23 protein-coding genes are annotated in these 23,519 nt (G+C 44.3%); 4 read left to right on the forward strand and 19 right to left on the reverse strand.

Annotated elements, in window-relative coordinates; translation table 11 throughout:
* Positions 1-67: 67 nt before the first annotated feature.
* From pyk to dnaE, 6 genes are all read right to left on the reverse strand, one after another.
* Complete coding sequence (pyk, locus tag NX903_RS13945; protein WP_024573339.1) at positions 68-1,825, reverse strand: pyruvate kinase; 1,758 nt, start codon at positions 1,823-1,825, stop codon at positions 68-70.
* Positions 1,826-1,867: 42 nt separating this feature from the next.
* The gene (gene pfkA, locus NX903_RS13950; protein ID WP_003237788.1) at positions 1,868-2,827 is read right to left on the reverse strand and encodes a 6-phosphofructokinase; all 960 of its coding nucleotides are present in this window, start codon (positions 2,825-2,827) and stop codon (positions 1,868-1,870) included.
* 183 nt (positions 2,828-3,010) lie between these two features.
* Positions 3,011-3,988 (reverse strand): acetyl-CoA carboxylase carboxyl transferase subunit alpha, encoded by a 978-nt coding sequence (accA, locus tag NX903_RS13955; protein WP_003229417.1) that lies wholly within the window; start codon positions 3,986-3,988, stop codon positions 3,011-3,013.
* Positions 3,973-4,845, reverse strand: coding sequence for an acetyl-CoA carboxylase, carboxyltransferase subunit beta (accD, locus tag NX903_RS13960; protein WP_024573337.1), 873 nt, complete (start codon positions 4,843-4,845; stop codon positions 3,973-3,975). The genes accA and accD overlap by 16 nt, the downstream gene beginning before the upstream one ends.
* Positions 4,846-5,179: 334 nt before the next feature.
* Positions 5,180-6,412 carry an NADP-dependent malic enzyme gene (gene maeB, locus NX903_RS13965; RefSeq protein WP_014664951.1) on the reverse strand — a complete coding sequence of 411 codons (1,233 nt, stop codon included), beginning with the start codon at positions 6,410-6,412 and terminating at the stop codon, positions 5,180-5,182.
* Positions 6,413-6,548: 136 nt separating this feature from the next.
* Positions 6,549-9,896 carry a DNA polymerase III subunit alpha gene (dnaE, locus tag NX903_RS13970; protein ID WP_086344188.1) on the reverse strand — a complete coding sequence of 1,116 codons (3,348 nt, stop codon included), beginning with the start codon at positions 9,894-9,896 and terminating at the stop codon, positions 6,549-6,551.
* A gap of 139 nt (positions 9,897-10,035) precedes the next feature.
* Between dnaE and ytrH the strand changes: the two genes are divergently transcribed.
* The 3 genes from ytrH (at position 10,036) to NX903_RS13985 (ending at position 11,170) form a co-directional block, all read left to right on the forward strand.
* A complete protein-coding gene (ytrH, locus tag NX903_RS13975; RefSeq protein WP_003229410.1) occupies positions 10,036-10,377 on the forward strand; it encodes a sporulation membrane protein YtrH in 342 nt (113 codons plus the stop codon).
* A complete protein-coding gene (ytrI, locus tag NX903_RS13980) occupies positions 10,374-10,877 on the forward strand; it encodes a sporulation membrane protein YtrI (RefSeq protein WP_003229408.1) in 504 nt (167 codons plus the stop codon). Before ytrH ends, ytrI begins: the two co-directional genes overlap by 4 nt.
* Before the next feature lie 101 nt (positions 10,878-10,978).
* Complete coding sequence (locus NX903_RS13985; protein WP_003229407.1) at positions 10,979-11,170, forward strand: hypothetical protein; 192 nt, start codon at positions 10,979-10,981, stop codon at positions 11,168-11,170.
* Between the two features lie 17 nt (positions 11,171-11,187).
* Here NX903_RS13985 and nrnA read toward each other — a convergent pair whose 3' ends face one another.
* Positions 11,188-12,129, reverse strand: coding sequence for a bifunctional oligoribonuclease/PAP phosphatase NrnA (gene nrnA, locus NX903_RS13990; protein WP_004398971.1), 942 nt, complete (start codon positions 12,127-12,129; stop codon positions 11,188-11,190).
* Between the two features lie 130 nt (positions 12,130-12,259).
* On the opposite strand from nrnA, the gene NX903_RS13995 reads away from it, so the two are divergent.
* Positions 12,260-12,562 carry a YtpI family protein gene (locus NX903_RS13995; protein ID WP_003229401.1) on the forward strand — a complete coding sequence of 101 codons (303 nt, stop codon included), beginning with the start codon at positions 12,260-12,262 and terminating at the stop codon, positions 12,560-12,562.
* An 18-nt stretch (positions 12,563-12,580) separates the two neighbouring features.
* On the opposite strand, the gene NX903_RS14000 is transcribed toward NX903_RS13995, so the two are convergent.
* The 12 genes from NX903_RS14000 to tcyJ form a co-directional block, all read right to left on the reverse strand.
* Entirely contained in the window at positions 12,581-13,900 is a 1,320-nt protein-coding gene (locus NX903_RS14000) for a CBS domain-containing protein (protein ID WP_086344189.1), read from the reverse strand.
* Between the two features lie 177 nt (positions 13,901-14,077).
* On the reverse strand, positions 14,078-14,980 hold the full coding sequence (locus NX903_RS14005; RefSeq protein ID WP_086344190.1) for a sulfite exporter TauE/SafE family protein: 903 nt from the start codon (positions 14,978-14,980) through the stop codon (positions 14,078-14,080).
* An 18-nt stretch (positions 14,981-14,998) separates the two neighbouring features.
* Positions 14,999-16,249 carry an S-alkyl-N-acetyl-metabolite deacetylase SndA gene (sndA, locus tag NX903_RS14010; protein ID WP_086344191.1) on the reverse strand — a complete coding sequence of 417 codons (1,251 nt, stop codon included), beginning with the start codon at positions 16,247-16,249 and terminating at the stop codon, positions 14,999-15,001.
* A 17-nt stretch (positions 16,250-16,266) separates the two neighbouring features.
* Positions 16,267-16,959: an RNA-binding riboflavin kinase RibR gene (ribR, locus tag NX903_RS14015; protein ID WP_086344192.1), complete on the reverse strand. Its 693-nt coding sequence runs from the start codon at positions 16,957-16,959 to the stop codon at positions 16,267-16,269.
* A gap of 46 nt (positions 16,960-17,005) precedes the next feature.
* Positions 17,006-18,334, reverse strand: a complete 1,329-nt coding sequence (locus NX903_RS14020; protein ID WP_024572706.1) for an LLM class flavin-dependent oxidoreductase — start codon at positions 18,332-18,334, stop codon at positions 17,006-17,008.
* Positions 18,331-18,612 (reverse strand): glutaredoxin family protein, encoded by a 282-nt coding sequence (locus NX903_RS14025; RefSeq protein ID WP_032726390.1) that lies wholly within the window; start codon positions 18,610-18,612, stop codon positions 18,331-18,333. Before NX903_RS14025 ends, NX903_RS14020 begins: the two co-directional genes overlap by 4 nt.
* 14 nt (positions 18,613-18,626) lie before the next feature.
* Positions 18,627-19,631: an LLM class flavin-dependent oxidoreductase gene (locus NX903_RS14030; protein WP_086344193.1), complete on the reverse strand. Its 1,005-nt coding sequence runs from the start codon at positions 19,629-19,631 to the stop codon at positions 18,627-18,629.
* The gene (gene tcyN / locus NX903_RS14035) at positions 19,628-20,407 is read right to left on the reverse strand and encodes a sulfur-containing amino-acid ABC transporter ATP-binding protein TcyN (protein ID WP_003229383.1); all 780 of its coding nucleotides are present in this window, start codon (positions 20,405-20,407) and stop codon (positions 19,628-19,630) included. Before tcyN ends, NX903_RS14030 begins: the two co-directional genes overlap by 4 nt.
* Positions 20,404-21,111, reverse strand: coding sequence for a sulfur-containing amino acid ABC transporter permease TcyM (gene tcyM / locus NX903_RS14040; RefSeq protein ID WP_015714510.1), 708 nt, complete (start codon positions 21,109-21,111; stop codon positions 20,404-20,406). The genes tcyN and tcyM overlap by 4 nt, the downstream gene beginning before the upstream one ends.
* Positions 21,112-21,140: 29 nt before the next feature.
* A complete protein-coding gene (gene tcyL, locus NX903_RS14045; RefSeq protein WP_086344194.1) occupies positions 21,141-21,860 on the reverse strand; it encodes a sulfur-containing amino acid ABC transporter permease TcyL in 720 nt (239 codons plus the stop codon).
* Positions 21,861-21,881: 21 nt separating this feature from the next.
* Complete coding sequence (tcyK, locus tag NX903_RS14050; RefSeq protein WP_086344195.1) at positions 21,882-22,694, reverse strand: sulfur-containing amino acid ABC transporter substrate-binding protein TcyK; 813 nt, start codon at positions 22,692-22,694, stop codon at positions 21,882-21,884.
* Between the two features lie 13 nt (positions 22,695-22,707).
* On the reverse strand, positions 22,708-23,517 hold the full coding sequence (gene tcyJ, locus NX903_RS14055; RefSeq protein ID WP_086344196.1) for a sulfur-containing amino acid ABC transporter substrate-binding protein TcyJ: 810 nt from the start codon (positions 23,515-23,517) through the stop codon (positions 22,708-22,710).
* Positions 23,518-23,519: the final 2 nt, after the last annotated feature.

Consider the following 23,519-nt stretch of genomic DNA (forward strand, 5'->3'; position numbering starts at 1 on the left):
CGTTCTGTTCAACAAAAGGCATGATAAAGAGAAAAGGAAGGGATTCCCCTTCCGTTTTCACCTGTAATTAAAGAACGCTCGCACGGCCTTGATAGACTGCACCTCTGGAAGCGTCAACTGTAATATCCTGGCCATCTGTCAAAATAGATGTCGCATTTTCCAGACCCACGATAACCGGGATGCCAAGGCTTAATCCGACTACCGCCGCATGGCTAGTCAAACCGCCTTCTTCTGTAATAAGAGCAGACGCTTTTTCAAGGGATGTAATCATATCACGGTCAGTGCTTTTGGTAACAAGTACCGCACCGTCAGTCATTTTTTGCTCAGCTTCTTTTGCATTTTGTGCAACGACAACCGGACCGTAAGCTGATTTGCGTCCAATGCCTTGGCCTTTAGCGATGATATCACCGACAGTATGAACCTTCATTAAATTCGTAGTGCCGGACTCACCGACAGTGCCTGCTGTAATAACGATAAGATCGCCGTGTTTTACAATTCCGCTGTTCAATGATTTTTGGACAGCATCCTCAAGCATCTCATCTGTTGAGCTCGCATTTTGGCCGCTTTCCGCGAATACGCCAGATACGAGGGCAAGCTTTCTGGAAATAGAGTCATTTACAGTAACCGCAACAATCGGAGCCTGCGGACGGTATTTTGCAATCATACGTGCTGTATGGCCGCTTTCTGTCGGCGTTACGATCGCAGCAGCATTCAGGTTAATCGCCGTATGCGCGACAGATTGTCCAATTGCGTCTGTAATTGTCATGCCCACTTGATCTCTGCGTTTTGAGAGAATTTCTTTATAATTTAAAGCTTCTTCAGAACGGGACGCGATGTTATGCATTGTTTGAACTGCTTCAACCGGATAGCTTCCGGCAGCAGTTTCACCAGATAGCATGATCGCATCTGTTCCGTCGAAGATCGCGTTTGCAACGTCACTTGCTTCCGCACGAGTCGGACGCGGGTTGCGCTGCATGCTGTCAAGCATTTGTGTCGCTGTAATAACAGGTTTGCCCAGCGCGTTGCATTTTTTGATCAGTTCTTTTTGCACAAGCGGCACTTCTTCAGCTGGAATTTCCACACCTAAGTCTCCGCGTGCAACCATTAAGCCGTCAGACACTTCGAGAATCGCATCGATGTTGTCAACGCCCTCTTGGTTTTCGATTTTAGGGATGATTTGAATATCCTGAGCGTTGTGCTCTTCAAGAAGCTCACGGATTTCGAGCACATCCGTAGAACGTCGAATGAAAGATGGTGCGATGAAGTCTACTCCTTGCTCAATACCGAAAACGATGTCTCGCGCATCCTTTTCAGTAATCCCCGGAAGATTGACACTTACGCCCGGTACGTTAACACCTTTTTTATTTTTGAGTGTTCCGTTGTTTAATACTTTTGTTTTGATTTCGCGTTTAGCGGCATCTACATCAAGTACCTCAAGACCGATAAGGCCGTCATCTAACAGAATCGTTGAACCTTGTTCGACGTCATGGACTAAACCTTCATATGTCACTGAAATTTTATCTGTTGTTCCTACAACCTCGTCCATTGAAATAATGAGCTCTTTGCCTGTTTCAAGCTCAATACCTCCGTTTTCCATTGTATGTGTGCGGATTTCAGGACCTTTTGTATCAAGCAGAATTCCAACGTTCTTGCCAAGTTTTTTACTTGCTTCGCGGATATTTTTAATTCTTGCACCATGCTCCTCAAAATCTCCGTGAGAAAAGTTTAATCGAGCCACGTTCATTCCTGACTCCATTAATTTCGTAAGCATTTCAATACTTTCACTTGCCGGACCGATGGTACAAACAATTTTAGTTTTTCTCATTTGGTTCACTTCCTTCTGAAATCTTCAGCCTTCAGCTGCACATTAGATAGACAGTTCTTTTGAAAGCTGATACATGTTTTGCTCAACTGTGTGTTTTGTCTCAAGTATTTCTATAATATCATGGTCTACAAGCTTATTGTTTTGTATACCTACACAGCGTCCGCCTTTTCCTTCAAGCAGCAGTTCAACTGCATATGCGCCGAGACGGCTTGCTAACACACGGTCAGCAGCACTCGGAGAACCTCCGCGCTGGATATGGCCCAATACAGATACCCTAGTTTCAAGATTTGTTTCTTCTTCAATGCGTTTCCCGAATTCAACACCGCTGCCTACACCTTCGGCAACAATAATAATACTGTGCTTCTTGCCGCGTTCGTGGCCGCGTTTTAAGCGGGCAATGATTTCGTGCATGTCATAGTCTGCCTCAGGGATTAAGATCGATTCCGCGCCCCCTGCAAGACCGGCCCACAATGCGATATCGCCGGCATGACGACCCATTACTTCGATTACATATGTACGTTCATGAGAAGTCGCTGTATCGCGAATCTTATCAATTGCGTCAATTACTGTATTTAAAGCTGTATCGAAACCGATTGTAAAATCAGTGCCCGGAATGTCATTATCAATTGTACCCGGTACACCTACACATGGAAACCCGTGTTCCGTTAATTTTTTCGCACCCATATATGAACCGTCTCCGCCGATAACAACAAGGCCTTCAATACCAAGCTTCTTCAAGTTTTCTATCCCTTTTTCACGGCCTTCAACTGTTTTGAATTCAGGACATCTTGCCGTATAAAGCTTAGTTCCTCCACGATGTATAATATCGCCTACTGATCCGAGTTCAAGCTTTTCAATCTTTCCGCTGATCAATCCCGCGTATCCGTTGTAAATACCGTAAACTTCAACATCATGATAGATCGCTTTTCTGACTACTGCGCGAACTGCTGCGTTCATTCCCGGGGAATCCCCGCCGCTCGTTAATACCCCTATACGTTTCATTCTCCATTCACCTCAGCAACATATATGATTAAACATAACATGATCATTGCCCTAAAAACAATGAAAAGGGATCTCCATCCTCCCTATGAAACCTTACCTATTATACAATTAAATAAATTGTTTTTAAATAAAATTTAAGGAATGTCACAAAAAATAAACGTGAGCCAAAGGCTTCACGTTTATTTAGTTTACCCCGATATATTGATCTTCAACCGAGACTTTGCCAATTGCTTTATATTTTTCATAGCGCTGCTGAACTAATTCTTCTTCGCTCAGCTTCAGCAAAGTTTTTAACGATTGTTTAAGGGTTTCGTCCATATAGCTTGCCTGCAGCTTCACATCATGGTGCGCTCCGCCTTTTACTTCTTTAATCATATGATCTATAATACCTAATTCTTTTAAATCCGGCGCAGTGATTTTCATTGTTTCTGCTGCTTTTTTAGCAAGACTGGAGTCCTTCCATAAAAGTGCCGCGGCACCTTCCGGAGAAATAACAGAATAAGTAGAGTTTTCCAGCATATGCAAATGATTGCCTACACCCAGACCAAGGGCTCCGCCGCTTCCGCCTTCACCGATGACGATACAGATAACAGGCACTCGAAGGCCGGCCATCTCAAACAGGTTTTTGGCAATAGCTTCACTTTGTCCTCTTTCTTCAGCTGCTCGTCCAGGGTATGCCCCCTTCGTATCAATAAAACAGATAATCGGCCTGTTAAATTTGTCAGCCTGTTTCATCAGACGAAGCGCTTTTCTGTAGCCTTCTGGATGCGGCATCCCAAAATTGCGGACTAGGTTTTCCTTCGTGTCTTTGCCGCGCTGATGCCCGATTACCGTTACAGGGAGGCCGTGGAACTTCGCAATCCCGCCGACAATGGCTTCATCGTCCCCGTACGCTCTGTCTCCGTGACATTCAAAAAAGTCGGTAAACAGGTGTTCGATATAATCAAGAGTTGTCGGACGGTCCGCCAGACGCGCGATTTGAACCCGGTCCCACGGCTTCAAATTTTTGTAAATATCATCCTGAAGCTTAGCGAGACGGTCTTCGAGCCGTTCGATTTCCGCACTTAGATCCATATCGGAATCTTGGGTGAATTTTTTTAGTTCGGCGATTTTGGTTTGCAGTTCAATCACCGGTTTTTCAAATTCTAATCTTGGAGCCACTCAATGTCACCTCCTGTTTGATGCATATCCAGCAGATTTTCTAACGTTTTTTTCATATCGTCGCGATGAATAACCGCATCAAGCTGTCCATGTTTTAATAAAAATTCAGCCGTTTGGAAGTCCTCAGGCAGTTTTTCTCCTATTGTCTGTTCAATAATCCGTCTTCCGGCAAAGCCGATCAGCGCGCCAGGCTCAGCGAAATTGTAATCGCCAAGGGATGCAAAGCTTGCTGATACGCCCCCGGTAGTCGGATGCGTCATTACTGAAATAATAAGACCCTGTTCTTCACTGAACAGTTTTAACGCAGAGCTTGTCTTAGCCATCTGCATCAAACTTAATACGCCTTCCTGCATTCTAGCGCCGCCTGAAGCCGTAAAAATAATAAACGGAACTTTATCAGCTTTTGCTTTTTCAATCGCAAGCGTGATTTTTTCACCGACGACTGAACCCATGCTGCCCATTCTGAATGAAGAGTCCATGACGGCGACTACAGCCGGGTGTCCGCCGATGGTGCCCTTGCCTGTCACAACAGCCTCGTTTAAGGATGTTTTCTCGCGATCTTTTTCAAGCTTTTCCAGATATCCCGGGAAACCAAGCGGATTTTCCGAGAGCATTCCCTGATTGAATTCCTCAAAGGATTTTTCATCCATCAAGCTTTCGATACGCTGTTTTGCGTTCATTGGGAAATGATAATCGCAGTTCATGCATACCCGCATATTTTTATCCAACTCTTTAGTGAGCATGATTTTTTTACACTTAGGACATTTTGTCATAATGCCTTCCGGAACATCGTGCTTCGCTTGATCAGATGGTACGGAAGCATACTTTTTCTTTTTCGTGAATATATCCTTTAACAAATGATTACCTCCCTTTTGTGAAGGGTTCTCTTCACCGCATGTCATCAAACAGATAGACTTGCTAATAACTTTACCGAAACTATTGTACTTTTTTTGTCAAACGCTGTCATCCTCAATTCGACAACTTTTTATTCGATGACGTGCTCGGAAAGGCTTGTATGAAATCAGATAAGGTGTTGAAACGACAAGGTTGACAGCGCATTCAAAAATAATGTTAAACCCGGCTGAAATTTTTTTAAGGCTAACCCCCTAAAAAAATTTCAGCCGTCAGTTTAACTTGAGAACAGCGCGCCGGTCTCCGCCAACGCGCTGCCATTTTTGGAATGAATTAAAATTATTCACCAATAATCGTAAGTTTTCTTGTTTTTTCTGCGACTTCCTCAGGGTCAACAGTGATTCTTGCAACACCTGTTTCCATCGCAGCTTTTGCCACAGCCTTCGCAACAGCAGGCGCAACACGTTTATCAAACGGTGCAGGGATGACATAGTCTGCGCTAAGCTCATCTTCTGAAACCAGTGAAGCAATGGCTTCAACCGCTGCGATTTTCATTTCCTCGTTAATATGAGTGGCACGCACATCAAGCGCTCCGCGGAAAATACCAGGGAATGCAAGAACATTGTTTACTTGGTTCGGGAAGTCAGAACGGCCAGTTCCGATAACGCTTGCGCCGGCTTCACGCGCATCTTCCGGCATGATTTCCGGATTTGGATTTGCCATTGCAAAGATAATTGGATCTTTTGCCATGCTTTGAACCATTTCTTTTGTTAACGCGCCTGCTACAGAGACACCGATAAATACGTCAGCATCAACGATGACATCTTTCAGAGAACCGTCTTTGCGATCTTGGTTCGTGAACTTCGCCACTTCATTTTTGACATCATTCATGCCGTTCGGGCGCCCTTCATAAATGGCCCCTTTGGAATCGCACATCACAATGTCGCGAACGCCATAATGATGAAGAAGCTTGATAATCGCAATGCCAGCCGCACCCGCGCCGTTTGCGACAACTTTAATGGATGACATGGATTTTCCAGACAGTTTCAGCGCGTTCACAAGACCTGCTACGGTTACAATGGCAGTACCATGCTGATCATCATGGAAAACCGGGATGTTTGTTTCTTTTTTGAGGCGCTCTTCAATGATAAAGCAATTTGGCGCTGCAATATCTTCAAGGTTGACGCCGCCAAATGTCGGTTCCAGCAATTTTACAGTTTCAACGATTTTATCAACATCGTTTGTGTTTAAAGCAATCGGGAACGCATCTACGCCCGCAAAGCTTTTGAAAAGAACTGCTTTCCCTTCCATAACAGGAAGCGCCGCTTCAGGGCCGATGTTTCCAAGGCCAAGTACAGCTGTACCGTCAGTTACAACTGCTACCATGTTCCCCTTCATTGTATAATCATATACTTTGTTAATGTCTTCATGAATATCCTTACACGGTTCTGCAACACCCGGAGAATACGCGAGGCTTAGATCTTTCGCATTTCTGACCTCTACTTTTGATTTAGACTCCAGTTTCCCCTGGTTGACTTTATGCAGGTGTAATGCTTCTTCTCTTAATGACATTCTCCTAAACACTCCTTATGGATATTTTTTGATTCGTATACTGCTGCGTTGATTGCTGCATTCTGCGGAGTAAATCTATCTGAATATTTAAACAGGATCACATAATTGCTCCAATTGTATAACAAAAAGCGAATCGTTACCACTGTTTTAAAACGACGTTTTTTTGACCCAACAGCTCTTTTAAGCGATATAACACCTGGTGATCTGCATTGATATGGAACGACTCAGGTAGCTTAATCGTCTGTTTTTGCCTTTCATAATAGAGATAAACGCCTGTTTCCCCTTTATGCTCCAGCAAAATGCGCTTAATCTTTGCCAGGATCTCCTGGCTGTGCTGACTGCTTTCTATTTTTATATAAACCGATGGCGCTTTTTCTGCATCCATATTTTCTAATAATTCTGCCCGGGACATGATGAATTGGATCTTATCTTGTCTTACTTCGCATTTCCCCGCTGTGAACAAAAGAGCGCCTTCTCTTAAAACGGGAGAAAGCTGTCTGAATTGTTCAGGGAAGACTACGGCTTCTATCTCGCCGGTTTCATCACTGAGCGTTAAAAACGCCATGTTTTGACCTGTTTTCGTCCGAATCGTTTTGATCTTCGACAGCAGAACGCCTAGTGAAAGCTGCCTTTTGACTGCCCGCTGAGCCTGCAGAATAGAGACTGCTCCTTGCGCAGTGAGCTGTTTTCGGAAGGCGGAGAGGGGATGATTTGAAAAATAAATGCCGAGCGTTTCCTTTTCAAACGCAAGTAAATCCACCAGAGGAAGCTCCTCCGTCTCCACATACTTCGGCTTAATTGAAAACGATTCATCTAAAAACAATCCCATTTGGTCATCGTCCGCGGCGAATAGCTCAGCATGTTCCAAAGCAACATCAATGGATGCGAGCAGCGTGGCCCGGTTTTGGCCGAATTCGTCCATCGCACCAGAAAAGATAAGTGCTTCAAGCATTTTGCGATTTACGCTTTTTGACGGCACGCGAAAGCAGAAATCGAAAAGATCTTCAAATGGTTTCTCTTTTCTTGCTTTATATATATCTTTGACTGCTGAGACGCCTACACTTTTTATTGCGCGGAGGCTGTATCTGACAGATCCGTTTTCAACTGTAAACGGAAAACTGCTTTTATTCACTGACGGAGGAAGGATACGAATCCCGCTCCCCTTTGCTTCGTAAAGATATTGAGAGATTTTATCCTCATTGCCAATGACACTTGTCAGCAATCCGCACATAAAATATAACGGATAATGAGCTTTCAAATACGCAAGCTGGCACCCGATCATGCTGTATGCCACCGCATGGCTTCGGTTAAAGCCATAGTTTGCGAATTTGACGATTAAATCGTAGACCTCATTTGCAGTGTCTACAGAATACTCCTTTTTTAAGCACCCTTCAACAAAATGGCTTCGCTCTCTGTCCAGGATTTCTTTTTTCTTTTTGCTGACCGCCCTTCTCAATAGGTCCGCTTCGCCTAAAGAAAACCCCGCCATACGGGAAGCAATCATCATAATTTGTTCCTGATACACAATGACGCCATATGTATCTTCCAAAATGCTCCTTAAATCTTCATGAGGATAGTGAACAGGCTCCCGGCCGTGTTTACGGTCGATAAATAACGGAATATTTTCCATCGGACCCGGCCGGTACAGTGCATTGACCGCCACAATATCTTCTAGGCCCGAAGGTTTCAGCCGTTTCAAGACGCTTCTCATCCCTGCAGATTCAAGCTGGAAAATGCCTGTCGTATCCCCTTTTGACAGCAAGGAGAACGTTTTGTCATCGCTGTAGGAAATACTTGAAAGATCTATTTTAATATTTTCTTCTTTTTCAATCATTGAAGTGATGGATTCAATAAGTGTCAGATTCCTCAAACCTAAGAAATCCATTTTTAAAAGGCCCAAGTCTTCAAGATGGTCCATCGCGTATTGCGTTAAATAGATCCCTTCATGCCCTTCTTGAAGCGGAACAACATCTGTTAAGGGTTCTTCACTCAGGACAACGCCCGCTGCGTGGGTTGATGCATGCCTTGGCAGCCCTTCTATTTTCCGGGCAATTGAATAGACTTGCTGAAGCAGGCTTGACTCCCGAAGCCGCTTATCCAGCTGCGGTGACTGCTGTCTCGCTTCATCCAGCGTCATGCCCGGTCTTGAAGGAATGAGTTTTGCAAGCTGATCTGCCTCCTTCGGGCTGACGCCGAATACTCTGCCGACGTCCCGGAGCGCCGCCTTTGCCGCAAGTGTTCCAAAGGTGATAATCTGTGCGACGTGCATTGCACCGTATTTCTGCTGAACATATTGAATGACTTCATCCCTTCTAGTATCGGGAAAGTCAATATCAATATCCGGCATGCTGACGCGCTCGGGATTTAAAAATCTTTCAAACAGAAGGTGATTCTTAATCGGGTCAACATCTGTGATATACAGCACATATGCCACAAGAGAACCTGCCGCAGAACCCCTTCCCGGTCCTGTAACAATCCCTTTTTCATGGGCGTGCTTCATAAAATCCCACACGATCAGAAAGTAATCGCTGAACTTCATCCGCTTGATGACATCAAGCTCATATTGAAGACGGCGAAGGTATCGTTCATTAGGCTTGCCGAAACGGCTGCGGAGTCCCTCCATACAGATATCCGTTAAATAATCATCAGCGGACGTTCCGTCTGGGGTCGGAAAAGACGGTAGACGGGTCTGCCCGAGACTGACGTCAACCCGGCATTGTTCGGCGATCTCTACAGAAGCTTGCAGTGCCTCGGGATGCTCTCGATAAATGTTTTGCATTTCTTCGAGTGGTTTCAAATCGAGATCAGGCAAATCTTCAGCGGGTGCATCCGTCAGTTTTTCCCCCGCTTTAATCGCTTTCAAACAACGGTAGGCAGCCTTATCTTCCTTCCTTATGTAATGCACATCGCCTGTGGCCGTAACAGGGATACCCGTTTCTTCTGACAGCTTTAGAATCTGCTCAGACAAGACTTGATTCCCTTTAAAAGGCTGATAGGAGAAATAAAAAGCTCCCTTTCCGAATATAGACTGAAATTCCAGCGAGGCTTGAGCAGCCTGTTCGAACAGCCCTCCTTCAAGAAGCGTTTCAATATATCCTTTTTCGCCGGGCGTTATTGCGATAATCCCTTCTCGATAACTGTGAAGCCATTTCGGCTTCAGTCCGCCTTTTGATTTAGATTGCAGAACGCTGCTGATTTTCAGCAGGTTTTGATAGCCTGTATTTGATTTTGCCAGCAGGACGAGCGGGTATGCTTCAAGCTCGCTGTCATCCGTAAAAACAGAAGCCGTCAAACCGATTATTGGGTTGATCCCTCTCGCCTTGCAAGCTTTATAAAATTGAATAGCTCCGTACATGACATGATCATCTGTCAGCGCCAAAGACGCATATCCGAGCCTGTCAGCTTCACTGACGAGCTCTTCCACAGCCGCGGCGCTGTTTAGCAGGCTGTACCCGCTATGCACTTGCAGGTGAACAAAAGACATGCTATCACCTCTTTCTCATTACGATCCATTTCTTCCTTCATTATAAGGCCGGTTTCCAAAAGAAACAAATGTTCTTTTTTGACTCATCATCATACTTGTCCTGAAAGCTCAATATGATATAAAAGGTGAGGTGATAAAGATGGATCAGGAAGCAGGATTTATGGTGAATTTTATCAATAGCTACTTCATTGCGTTAGGGGTGCTGATCGGGGGCGCACTCATCGGAGGGCTCGGAGCATATTTGGCAGGCGAACCCCCGCTTACAGCCATTACAAAGCTTGCCAACCGGTTAAAAATATGGGCGCTTGTCGCAGCTATCGGAGGCACCTTTGATGCGGTATACAGCTTTGAACGCGGCATACTCGAAGGCAATACGAGAGATATCTTTAAACAGCTTCTTTTAATTATTTCGGCCATGGGGGGCGCGCAAAGCGGCTGGCTTATTATATCATGGCTGACCCAGGAGCATCTTTCTTCATGAGGGTCCCCCAGCATTACAAAAAACCGGGATGGCAGCGTTTTTTCGCGGGAATGATGTGCGGAGCCGTAATTAGCTGGTTCTTTTTCCTGTTTACTTACGGAACATTCCAAGAGGAGCAGGTCAGCCTCATCGAAAAGCAAAAAGAGCATGTAAAAGACTTGAACAATCAAATTTCGATCTATCAGGAAGACCTCCATAAACTGAATGAAGATAATAAAAGAAAACTGCTGATTCAAAGCGTCAGCGTCAAATTGCTGAATGGGGATAAATATAAAATATCACAGCCGGATAAAACGAAATTCGAGGAGCATGTAAAGGATGATATTTCAGAGGTGATTACAAAAGACATAGAGAGTGTCTATCAAACAAAGGATCTCTTGAAGCGGACAATTGAAAATAAAGTCTATATGATCAATGAAAAAAAATACGAGGCAACCGTCAGAGAATTGATTATTTATACGAGGCTGACAGTGGAACTTGAAATATCTTTCGCCACATAATTATGGATTTTTTTTAAATTCTCCAAACTTCTGTCGCTTTTTCCCATTCTTTTTTATAAACTATATGTGAGGCTTAATGGCGAAAGGAAGGAGGAAGGGAAATGGAGGTTTACAGTGACCGTCAGTTAGCAAAAGATCAAGCAGCCCGTCTCAGACAAGGTTTTTCTGCATATGCCGAAACAAACTCACTCGCTTCCCTCATCAAAAAAGAACTTCAATCACACAATCTCCAAGTCTACGAGGACCTTACTGATTTCGGCTGCTGGTTCATCCCCGTCACAGATGAACACTAAGAGAGAGGGTCTCCCCTCTACTCGTGTTCTTTACATAATGTTTCCAGATCAGCTAAAATCCGATCAGCTTCATCCCAGCTGTAAATAGAGGCGCCTGAAGCTAACGGATGCCCTCCGCCGTTATATTTCCGGGCAAGTCCGTTAATGACAGGCCCCTTCGAACGGAATCTGACTCTGATTTGATCGTCTTCTTCTACGAAAAACACCCAGGCGCGAATACCTGAGATATTGCCGAGCGTCCCGACAAGCTGTGACGCTTCAGAAGCCGTTGTGCCGAATTTTTCAAGCGTATCCTTTTTGATGAAAACAGAAGCCGCCCCGTTTTCGGACAAAGACACATTTTGAAAGATAAAGCCGTTAAGCTTCACCACATTCAGTTTTGTTTCATACAATTGATTAAATAACTCTGAGGAAGAGAATGGATACTGAATGAGCTCGCCTGCATATTTTAATGTTTTTTCCGTGGTATTCGGAAATAAAAAGCGTCCGGTATCTCCAACAATGCCGGCGTAGATCAGCTCTGCCGCTTTCGTATTCAGCTTCCAGCCGTGCTCTTTTCCTTCTAAATACAGCTCGTAAATCATTTCACTTACTGAGCTGGCGCTTGTATCGACCCAGAGAAGGTCACCGTATGGATCTTCGTTCGGATGGTGGTCGATTTTCATTAGTTTGGCGCCTGAAGGATAACGCTGATCGTCGATTCTTTCCTGATTTGCCGTATCGCAGACAATGACAAGTGCGCCTTCATATGTTTCATTGTCCACCTCATCAAGGGAATATAAGAAAGAGAGGGACGGTTCAGGCGTGCCGACCGCAAAAATATTTTTTTCAGGATATGTTTCACGCAGGATTTCCGTAAGCCCGCACTGTGATCCGTAGGCATCCGGATCAGGACGCACATGTCTATGTAAGATAATCGTGTCATATAATGATATGGTTCTGATCAATTCTGTTTTCATTTGATACTCCTTTATTGTTTTTATTCATTAAATCACATTCTCTGCCGACGGAAAAGAAAAATAACGTCAAAACCAAGCCCGTTTTTGTATAAAATGGGTTTGTAAACTTTTACGATGGAGGATTTCATTTATGCTGGTTCTTGTTTTTTTGATTGGGCTTTCCGCCTGCTTTTATGTGTACTATAAAGTAAAAGGCGTACGGGCAAAGCCATCTTTGGCAAAAGAAATATGTTCAGCAAAATCAAGCATGGCCTTAGGGTCACTAGTCCTGTTCTACGGGCTCAACCAAATGATATTATTCCATTCAGTATTAACGTTAGTAATCGGCGGTATCTTTATCGTCATAGGAGCAGGAAGCGCTTGGGCAGGTTATAAAGCCTTCAGGCATTACAATCCCCTTCACGCCAAAGAAGCTGAAAGAGATCACGCGTAAGGGGCGCCTGAACGTCCCTTAGCTTCTTTCCATCAGCTGAACCATCAGCATCGCTTTAGACACGATATGACCTTGGCTGTGCACTTCCACTTCCATTTTCCCAAACTTTCTGCCAGCCTCCAAGATGCGAGGTTTGACTTCGATGACTGATTCCATCTGCACAGGCTTCAAAAAGAAGATGGTGATGCTCTCTATGACGAGTTCGCCGCGTTTTTTCGAGCGCAAAAATCGGTTTGCCGCTTGCGTCAAAATGGTCGTAAATACGCCATAAGAAATGGTTCCAAGCTGATTTGTCATTTGCGGCGTGACTTCATACTCGTAAACCGTTTGATTTTCTTTATCATCACCCTCATCTTTAAACCCCCTTGAAACGATATCATCAAGCTTCTCCCCGACCTGTGGCTGCTTTTGAATCATTTGAAGAGCTTTCAATACGTCTTGGCGGCTGATCATGCCGATGAGTTTTTGGTGGCCGTCAGTGACGGGAAGCACTTCGATCCCTTCCCATACCATCATTTGCGCAGCTGAAGCGACAGATGTTTTCCCAATAACCGTGACTGGATTTTTGGTCATAACTTTTTCTATAGATGCATTTCGGTCATGGCCGGCAATATCTTTTGATGTCAGAATGCCATGGATTTTCATTTGATCGTCGACAACCGGGAAGCGGCCGTGGCCGGTTTCAAAATTTTTCTCATACCATTTTTCAAGTTTATCCTTAGGCGAAAGATATACCGTGCGGTCAGCAGGTGTTAGGATGTCCTCCACCAAAACAATTTCTTTTTTGATCAGCTGGTCATAAATTGCCCGGTTAATCATCGCTGCGACTGTAAAGGTGTCATAGCTCGTGGATAAAATCGGCAGTTCAAGCTCATCTGCCAGCTGCACAATGCTGTCATCCGTGTTAAAGCCCCCGGTCACCAATACGGCCGCGCCCGCTTCAAGCGCCTGCCTGTGTGCATTGATTCTATTTCCGACAATCAAAAGATTCCCCGCTGCGGTGTAACGCATCATCGCGTCAAGCTCCATCGCGCCGATGACGAATTTATTCAATGTCTTATGGAGCCCTGCCCTGCCTCCGAGCACTTGTCCGTCTATAACATTTACAACCTCTGCATAGGTAAGCTTTTCAATGTTCTCTTTTTTCTTTTGTTCAATTCTGATTGTGCCCACACGTTCAATTGTGCTGACAAACCCTTTATTCTCTGCTTCCTTGATCGCTCTGTACGCGGTTCCTTCGCTTACTTTCATTTCCTTTGCAATTCTTCGGACAGAAATTTTTTCACCGACAGGCAGTGAATCGATATACGTTAAAATTTGTTCATGCTTCGTTGCCAAGCCTTTCACCTCTAAGGACAGTCTTCTTGTTTTTATTATAAGGTTTCAAAGGATTTATACGCAATGAGGCTGGAAAATAAAAAAGAAGCCCGACCGGCTTCTTACAGCGTTGATTTCGTTCCAGTCAAGCGCAAGGACCCCGTGGCTCCTTTTACATCGTAAAGCGGAAAAAACCCTTTATTTTTCTTTTAAATGGACATCAACCGCTGTCTTAACAATATTTCGATTCCCTATTTTAGATAAAACAAATAAAACTGCGAATAGCCATATCGCCCCTATGACCGTATAGATCAATGGATAAACAGCTGTGTTTGTGATCCATTCACTTATTAATGTTCTGGCATTTACCAGAATAATAAATCCTCCTACAAGCACACCCATCAATTGGGGATGAAACTTCTGCACCAGCCATGCTGCGATAGGGGCAGCGATAATTCCGCCGGCCATTAGTGAAAACACCCATAACCAATTGACGTCCTCCCATCCTAATGAAATAAGAAAACCGGCAGTTGCAGATACCGCGATGGCAAATTCACTTGTGTCTACAGTCCCGACAACTTTCCTCGGGCTCAAGCCTTTGCGGGATAATAAAATCGGAGTGGTCACCGGTCCCCAGCCGCCTCCGCCTGTGGCATCTGCAAAACCAGCGATCACGCCCAATGGGATGGATTGTTTTCGGTTTAACGGCACATGCTTCTTCTCAAGAGCCGGCTTATATTGAAATAAAAACCTGATCAATACATATCCGCCCAGAAGGAGCAAAAACAAAGAAATATAGGGTTTCGCCACATCTCCAGGTAATTGGCTGAGGAATGCCGCGCCTAAAAAAGCGCCTATAGAGCCGGGAATGACAAGCTGATAAACGGTTTGTTTGTCAACATTGCCAAATTTAATATGCGACACTCCCGATGCGGCAGTCGTTACGACTTCCGCTAAATGGACAGAAGCCGAAGCCACAGCAGGTGTGATGCCAAACGCCAATAACAAAGAAGTTGAGGTAACCCCATAAGCCATACCTAACGAACCGTCTATTAACTGCGACAATAAACCAATAAATGCAAAAACGATTAATTTCTTCATCAGAACACCCCATCTATATCAATCAGATATTTTTGACTCTTCATTCGAATCTAACAATCTCTTGGCGCTTTCATATAAAAAATAAGAGGCTTTGATAATGGCAGTTTCATCAATTGTAAATGCAGGGTGGTGCCAATCATGATCACCGTCTGTTCCAAAAAACGCAAAGAATCCCGGAATATGCTCAAGATAATAAGCAAAATCTTCCCCCGCGGTTGATGGGGCGGGATCAATGACTTGAAGTTTCGCTTTATGTGCAGCGTCTCGCACCAGCCCCGTAATTGCCTCATCATTACAAAGCGGCGGCGGTCCGGAATGCCACTTCACATTTGCCTTTAACGAGAAAGCAGCAGAAATCTGCTCTGTGACTGCCAAAAAACGCTGTTTCACTTGATTACGAACCTCTGAATCAAATGTACGAACAGTGCCCTCAATGACAACTGTATCCGGAATGACATTCCAAGTGCTGCCGCCGTTGATTTTCCCTACGGTTAAAATCGCGCTTTGCAGCGGGTTTACATTTCTGCTCACAATCGTTTGCAGGGCGACGATAAGCTGAGAGCCGCCGACAATTGGATCAAAACCATTATGCGGCAATGCTGCATGAGCTCCTTTCCCTTCTATCTCTACTTTAAATCGGTCAACAGCAGCCATAAGCGGGCCTGTTTTTAACCCTACAGTCCCAACCGCGATATCCGGTTTATTGTGAAGGCCAATAACCGCATCAATGCCATCCAGTTGGCCGTCCTCTATCACTTTTGCAGCGCCTGCACCCGCTTCCTCTGCCGGCTGAAATAATAAACGAATCTTTCCTTTCAGACTGTCTTGATTTTCCTTCAATAAAAAGGCCGCACCAAGAAGCGCTGCCGTATGAAAATCATGACCGCACGCATGCATGATCCCTTTATGTTTAGACGCATAAGGCAATCCTGTTTTTTCTTCAATTGGCAAGGCGTCAATATCAGCCCTCAAAGCAATCGCCGGACCTTCTGACTCCCCTGCTATGTCTGCGAACACACCCGTTTTTAGAGCAGTAGGGCGAATCTGTACCCCCTTTTCTTTAAGGCATTTTTTTATAAAAGCAGTTGTTTCAAATTCTTCTTTTGACAGTTCAGGATATTGGTGCAGGTGCCGGCGAATGCCGATGAGCTGCTTTTCTAGCGTTGAGAGATTTACGGGATTAGACTCCTCTTTCAACGTCAGGATGTCATTTCCTGTAGTCTGATATGGATAGGAGCCTTCTATATTTCTCCAATAATCCAAAGACATATGTTCCGCTCCTTTCCCTATCCCAATATATTTTCTTCAGACTCTTCAACATAAGATGAAATAAATCGGTTCAATTTATCAGCAAGACCACCCGCCCCAAATCTTATATACTTGCTGGAAACTTTCGGATTATCCTCTTTCAAAAAGCTTAAAAAAGATAAAATATAAATGCGCCTGTAAACTACTTGTGTAATTCCGTACTCAAAAAACCAGTTATCAATGACATTGTATACGCCTCGGTTGACGCCATATAGGTTGTTACATTTCTTGTAAAAGCAGAGATCCGGAAGATTTAACTCCTGATGGGAAAGCAGGCTTTCTTTTTTGTTCGGTGCCATAATTCCAATCAGCTCAAAGCGTTTTGCAGCGCACGAAATATCCTTTTTAATTTGCTTTGTTAACGACTCCAAAGAATCAAACCTTCTTTCTTCTCTAATTTTAAAGAGAATGCTGCATTCGATTTTTTCTCCATAAATGTCTCTATGAAAGTCAAACAAAAAAATCTCCAATGTCTTTTCAAGGTTAGAGCCCACCGTCGGTTTCACACCGATATTCATAACCCCTAAATGAAATTGATGATTGACTGTCGCCAGAACCCCATAAACTCCATTACGCAGCCCATGCATTTTTGCATCTACATTTGCCGTGGGGAATCCAAGTTTTCTGCCTAATTGTTTTCCTTTCACAACCGTACCGGCAATGATCGTCAAAAAAGTCAGCCTCCCCTCTCAGCTTCCGCATTCGATCAGACGAAACCTAATGATGTGATGAATGTAAAACGGATTGATGCTGCGGAATGCCAAGACCGAGATTTTCCCGCAATGTCCCGCCGCGATAATCTTGACGATAAAGCCCTCTTTCTTGAAGAATCGGAATCACCTTTTCTACAAAAGCATCAAGTGTTCCCGGTATATCCGACCCAATGATAAACCCATCCGCCGCCTCAGCGTTGAACCAAGTTTCAATTAAGGATGCGACACGCTCTGGTGTTCCGATGAATAGAGTCCGTGGAAAAGCCATTTCCTGTGCTACCTCCCGCAATGTCAGATTTCTGGCTTTTGCTTCTCTCTTAATCCGGTCTGTTGTGCTTTGAAACGCATTCTTTCCCACATCGCCAATATCGGGAAATGGCTCATCCAACGGGTAAACACTCAGATCATAATCATCAAAAAAACGGGCCAAATAAGTAACAGCATTTTCAATCGGTATCAATTCTGCAAATTCACGATACTTCTTTTCCGCCTCTTCTTCCGTATCTGCCACAATCGGGCTGATCCCTGGAAAAATCCGCACACTTGAAGGATCACGCCCTTCATCAGCAGCTCGCCTTTTCACATCCGCATAAAACGCTTTTGTCTCTTCTAATGAATTGGAATGGGTAAAAATCGCATCCGCATTTTTAGCAGCAAACTGCCGGCCTGTTTCTGATGAACCCGCTTGAAACACTACAGGCTCTCCCTGCTTAGAGCGCCCGATATTCAAGGGCCCCTCTACTTGAAAATACTTTCCTTTATGATTCAGGCGATGAAGCTTCGCCGGATCGAAAAACTGCCCTGTTTTCTTATTGTGTATAAATGCGTCATGCTCCCAGGAATTCCACAGCCCGCGCACAACATCCAAATGCTCTTGTGCGATCTCGTAACGTTCAGTGTGTTCTGGCAAATTAGACTTACTATGGTTGCGCGCCGCTCCTTCCTGTGGAGAAGTAACAAGATTCCAGCCAGCCCTGCCCCCGCTGATATGGTCCAGCGACATCAATTGTCTGGAGATAGTGAATGGCTCAGTAAAAGATGTAGAGAACGTCCCTACTAAACCAATATTTTTGGTAACCGATGCCAGCGCAGATAAAATGGTGATCGGTTCAAAACGGTTTAAAAAATGAGGAATCGATTTTTCAGAAATAAATAAGCCGTCTGCAATGAAAATAAAACTAAACAAACCTTTTTCAGCTGTTTGCGCCTTTTTCATGTAAAATTCAATATTCGTGCTGGCCGAGGGATCAACATCGGGATGACGCCAGCCGTCAGTTGTTCCCCCGACACCGTGAATCATGGCTCCAAACTGAATAAAATCTGAACGTGTCATCTTTTTGCCTCCTTTATCTGTGCATGATTAGCAAGTGCAAGATCAAGGTGTTCAATGCCGATTTCAGTTATCCCTTGATACTGATTGCCGCGCCCGATTTCGACCACAGGCACATGGCGCACCCCATATTTCACCTGTAAAATATCCCGAAGCTTTTCTTTCTCTGAAACATCGATATTTTGGAACGGGAACCTTTTTTCATTCAAATAATTCTTGACTTCCTCACAATACGAACAGCCTTTTTTACTCCAAACCACAATGTTCAAAACATCACTCATTCTTCTGTCCCTCCTTAACGTTTTGCAGCTAAAACTGCATCGCTCAGCAGCTGATAAGACAGCTGTTTTTCTTCAGCATTTTTGATCGGTGTAAAAATAACAAAATCATTGATTTTGTATGTGCCTGATAAACGTGTTAATTCTTCTGCCACTTCTTCCTTTGTTCCGGCAATAATCCCGGTTTTTTGCACGATGATGTCATAGGGCTCTGTGACGTTTTCCAGATAAGCCTCAGCCTGTTCGCGGGAACCGACGTTGACCTTACGCCCGTCTTTCAAAATCACTTTTATCGATTCACGCGACACAATATGTTTTTCCGCTTCTTCTTTTGTATGTGCCGCAAAAACAGCGGGAGCAAGATGAAATTCAGCCTCAGATCCTGGGGGGAGATGCGCGTCAAATGCTCGGCGGGCTTCCTTCAGCACTTCCTCTTCACCGTTAATAAAGTAAGCAAAGACAAAAGAGATTCCCAGTTTTGCAGCCGAAATGGCACTCTCTGTGCTTCCTCCTAATAGAAAAATACCCGGCTCCCGATCAACCTGCGGCCTAGGACGCAATGCTGCATAGCGGTGGGTATCAGGAAAATCATCCCGTACGAAATGAGTAAGCTCCTCCAGTTTTTCATCAAACTGACGCACCGGTTTTTCATAATCGGCCTGCAGTGCGTCTGTGGACAGCTGAAACCCGCCGGGCGCTTTGCCCACTCCAAGATCTATACGGCCGGGAGCTAACGCTGATAGAAGATGGAATTGCTCCGCTACTTTATAAGAGCTGTAATGCTGCAGCATCACTCCGCCTGATGCTAAACGAATTTTTCTTGTGCTTGCAGCAAGATAGCCTAAAAGAACCTCGGGTGCAGACCCTGCAATCTCATCATTGTTGTGATGTTCGGCCACCCAAAATCGGTGATATCCACACTCTTCAGCCATTTGTGCCAAGTTCACTGTATGCTGTAATGTATCAGCTGCTGTCTCCCCTTCACCAATCAAGCTTTGGTCTAAAATACTTAAGCGGATCATATCACCGGCTCCTTTATGTGTTCTTTTGGTTCAAATAAATATTCCGGCGAAACACGGCGGAGAAACTGCCTCGTTCTGTCTTTTTTGGTATGGCGGAAGACTTCCTCCGGGGTTCCTTGTTCAACAATGACTCCTTCATCCATAAAAACAACTTGATCAGAGACCCTTCTTGCAAACTCCATTTCATGTGTAACAACAATCATGGTGGCTCCGGTTTTCACGATTTCCAGCATTACCTCAAGCACTTCACCGACCAGCTCCGGGTCAAGCGCTGCCGTCGGCTCATCGAACAGCAGCACATCAGGATGAATGGCAAGCGCCCTTGCTATCCCAACCCTTTGCTTTTGTCCTCCCGATAACTGACTCGGATAAGCGTTCAATTTATCTTGAAGCCCGACCTTTCTCAGTTCATTTTCCGCTACGGCATACGCGTCTTGCTTTCTCATTTTCCGGGCAATCGTCAAGCCCTCCATGACATTTTCAATTACCGTTTTGTGAGCAAACAGGTGGTATTGCTGAAATACCATTGCCGTCTGTTTTCTGAGCCAGTGAACCTCTTTTTTCGACGGAAAGCTGCAATTAATCACTTTGTCATGTATAGAAATGATCCCTTCGTCTGGACGTTCTAATAAATTCAGGCACCGTAAAAAGGTGGTTTTCCCTGATCCGCTCGGCCCGATAATCGTCACAACTTCTCCCTTGCGTACCGTGAGATTTATCCCTTTTAATACATGGTGGATGCCAAACTGTTTATGGATATTTTTAATCTCAATCATAAAGTGCCTCCTTGAAATCTGGCTGCCTTTCTCTCTAATACTCCATTTACGGATTCTAGGATTAGAGTCAGCACCCAATAGATAATCGCTGCTCCGATAAACGCTTCTAAAAATGCATAATTATCAGAAGCAACGATAGTCGCCGTCCCTGTAATCTCTGGGACAGCCACTATAGCCGCGATAGAGGTGGTATGCAAAAAGCCGATACCCAAATTTGTGAAGTTTGGGATGGAAACCATCAGCGCCTGCGGCAATATTACACGCCGAAAGGTTTGGCTGTGTGTCAAGCCGATTGAATAAGCCGCTTCGACCTGTCCGGTATCCATCGCCAGAATGCCCGACCGGATGATTTCTGTGAGATAAGCTCCGGCAGTTAAAGACAAGGCCATGATGACAAACATGGAGACCGGTATCTCATTGGCGGACCAGCCGAGATGAAAAAAACTGCTGACTTGATCTGCAACAGGCGGTATCCCTAAATAAATCAACATAATGTGAAGGATTGCAGGTGTACTTCGAAAGAAAGACACATAAAACCTTGAGCAAGCCACCAAGCCCTTAATTCTAAAAATTCTAACAATTATATTTCCAAGAGCCACGAGAAATCCAAACACAATCGGCAAAACAGCCATCATCAATGTCAGAGGAATGGTCTTTACCATTTCTTTCATGGCGGAAACGATAAATGGAAAGTCAAATTGCAATCTTCTCCCCCCTCATCCGAAGAAATATATCAATGTATGTTCATGTCAAAAACAGTAACAATCCTTGTTTGATTCTTCTTGATTCGTTTTTCTGCCACTCGAAAGAACCATTCGAATAAAACTGCAACAGCATAATAAACAATCGATAGCGCAATGTAAACTTCAAGAGAATGGTTGCTTGAGGTAATCAGTGTTTGGCCCCTTCCGGACATATCCATAACACCTATTGAAAAAGCTAGAGATGTATCTTTTAAAGAACTGATCACCATGTTTCCCATATTCGGAAACGCCTGGACAAGTGCCTGGGGCAGAACGATTCGCCTGAAGGCCTGACTACCGCTTAAGCCAATACTGTACGCCGCTTCCGTTTGGCCTTTATCTACACTGCCCACCCCCGCTCGAATGATTTCTGCGGCTGCCGCTGCATTGCTTAACGCGTAGGTTGCGACAGCAGCATAAAACGGGTCCATTTTTGATGTATCAATCCCGATAAGCCCCGTAAGCACCGGGATTCCGTAAAACACGATGAAAAGCTGCACCATGATAGGCGTTCCCCTGAAAAATGAGATATACACTTTTGCCAATTGATTTACAATTGGAATATTGTAGATGCGGGGCAGTGCCAGAAAGAGTCCTAATACAAAACCGAAAAGCAAGGACAGTGTTAAAATGTATAATGTAACCGGTAAATAAGCGGTTAACGTCGGCACAAAATCTCCAATCATGTTCATATCAAACGCTTTTTCCATCACTGCTCCCTCTCTTTTTACCTAATACTGCTCTTTGGAATAGTCGTCACCAAGCCATTTCAAACTGAGCCTTTTCAGCGTTCCGTCATCAATGATTTCCTGTAAGGCTTTATCAATATCGTCACTTAACGTTTGTTCATTTTTGTTAAACATAAAATACACTTTGGCATTTGAAAGCACATTACCGACGGTTTTTTCTTTAATAGCGCTCGTCTTGTTTTGAAAGTCTACTGCAAAAGGCGTTGAGATCGTTGCGTCCGCACGCCCCGATTTCAGCTGATTCGCAGTCTCATTTGCGCCTTGGCCCTCATAGGCAATCTCAAACGGCCGTCCATTATCCTCATTCCATTTTTTCAGTACAAGCGCTCCGTTGGAGGTTGCACTCGTAATCACCCGTTTTCCTTTTAAGTCTTCAATTCCACGGATCGTATCGTTATTTTGAAGCACAGTAATTTTTAAAGGAAAATGGTTGTAAGCAACCTTGTTAAACAGAAATTTTTTCTCACGCTCTTTGCTTTTCTCCATTTGATGTGCCACGATATCGACTTTATGCTGTCCGAGGCTGACAAGCAGGTTGGAAAATTCCATCGTTTTAAATGTGAATTTATAATGTGGCAGGCGCTTATCAAGCTCTTTGATCAGTTCGACATCATAACCGGTTAAATCGCCTTTTTCATCGATAAAGCAAATATTCGGAAATTGGGTTCCAGTTCCGACCGTGATCGTCTGTACCTTCTTTTGCCCGGCTCCCGTCGTTTGACTGCCTGCACCGCAAGCTGACAGAACTGTTATAAGCGAAAATAATATTGTCATGAATGCTGCTTTCGTTTTCATCTCATCGCCCCATTTATTTTTCAAAACTTGATTTTGAATAATCTGCCCCGAGCCATTTTCGGCTTAGTTTTTTTAGCGTTCCGTTTTTCTCCAGCTTTTTAATCGCTTGATCCGTGTCATCCGCCAAGGTTTGGCTGCCTTTATTAAACATAAAGTACACCTCGGTATCTAATAACACGTCACCGACTGTCTTTTGGCGGAAGGCGTGCGTTTTATTCTGAAAATCGACGGCAAACGGTGTAGCTATCGTTGCATCTGCGCGCCCGGTTTCAATTTGATTGGCGGTGTCATTGCTTCCCTGTCCCGCATATTTCAAATGAATTGGGCTGCCGTGCGTTTTGTTGTACTTTGTAATATAATCTGCCGCATTTGACGTGGCGCCAACTATGACTGTTTTTCCGTGTAAGTCTTTTAATGTATGAATCTTGTGATTATCCTCTTTCACCGTGATGTACATCGGCGAGTAGTTATATGGGACTTTATGATACAAAAAACGCTTTTCTCGTTCTTTATTTTTGGCCATATTGTGCGCAATCACATCAATTTTTTTATTTCCGAGACTCGTCAGCAAATTTGAGAAATCCATCGTTTTAAATTCAAATGTATATTGAGGCAACTCCTTATCGATGGCTTTCATCACTTCAATGTCATACCCGGTCAAATCGCCTTTTTCATTTAAAAACGCAATATTCGGAAAATCTGTTCCAGTGCCGACTATGACTGTTTGAGCCTGACGATCTGTTTTGTTATTTGTTTGCGAACATCCCCCGCCAAGTAATGCTAACACTGACAGCAGCAAAACCAATCCTTTACGCTTATTCATAG

Source organism: Bacillus sp. FSL R5-0576, assembly GCF_038004765.1.
Lineage (GTDB): Bacteria > Bacillota > Bacilli > Bacillales > Bacillaceae > Bacillus > Bacillus subtilis.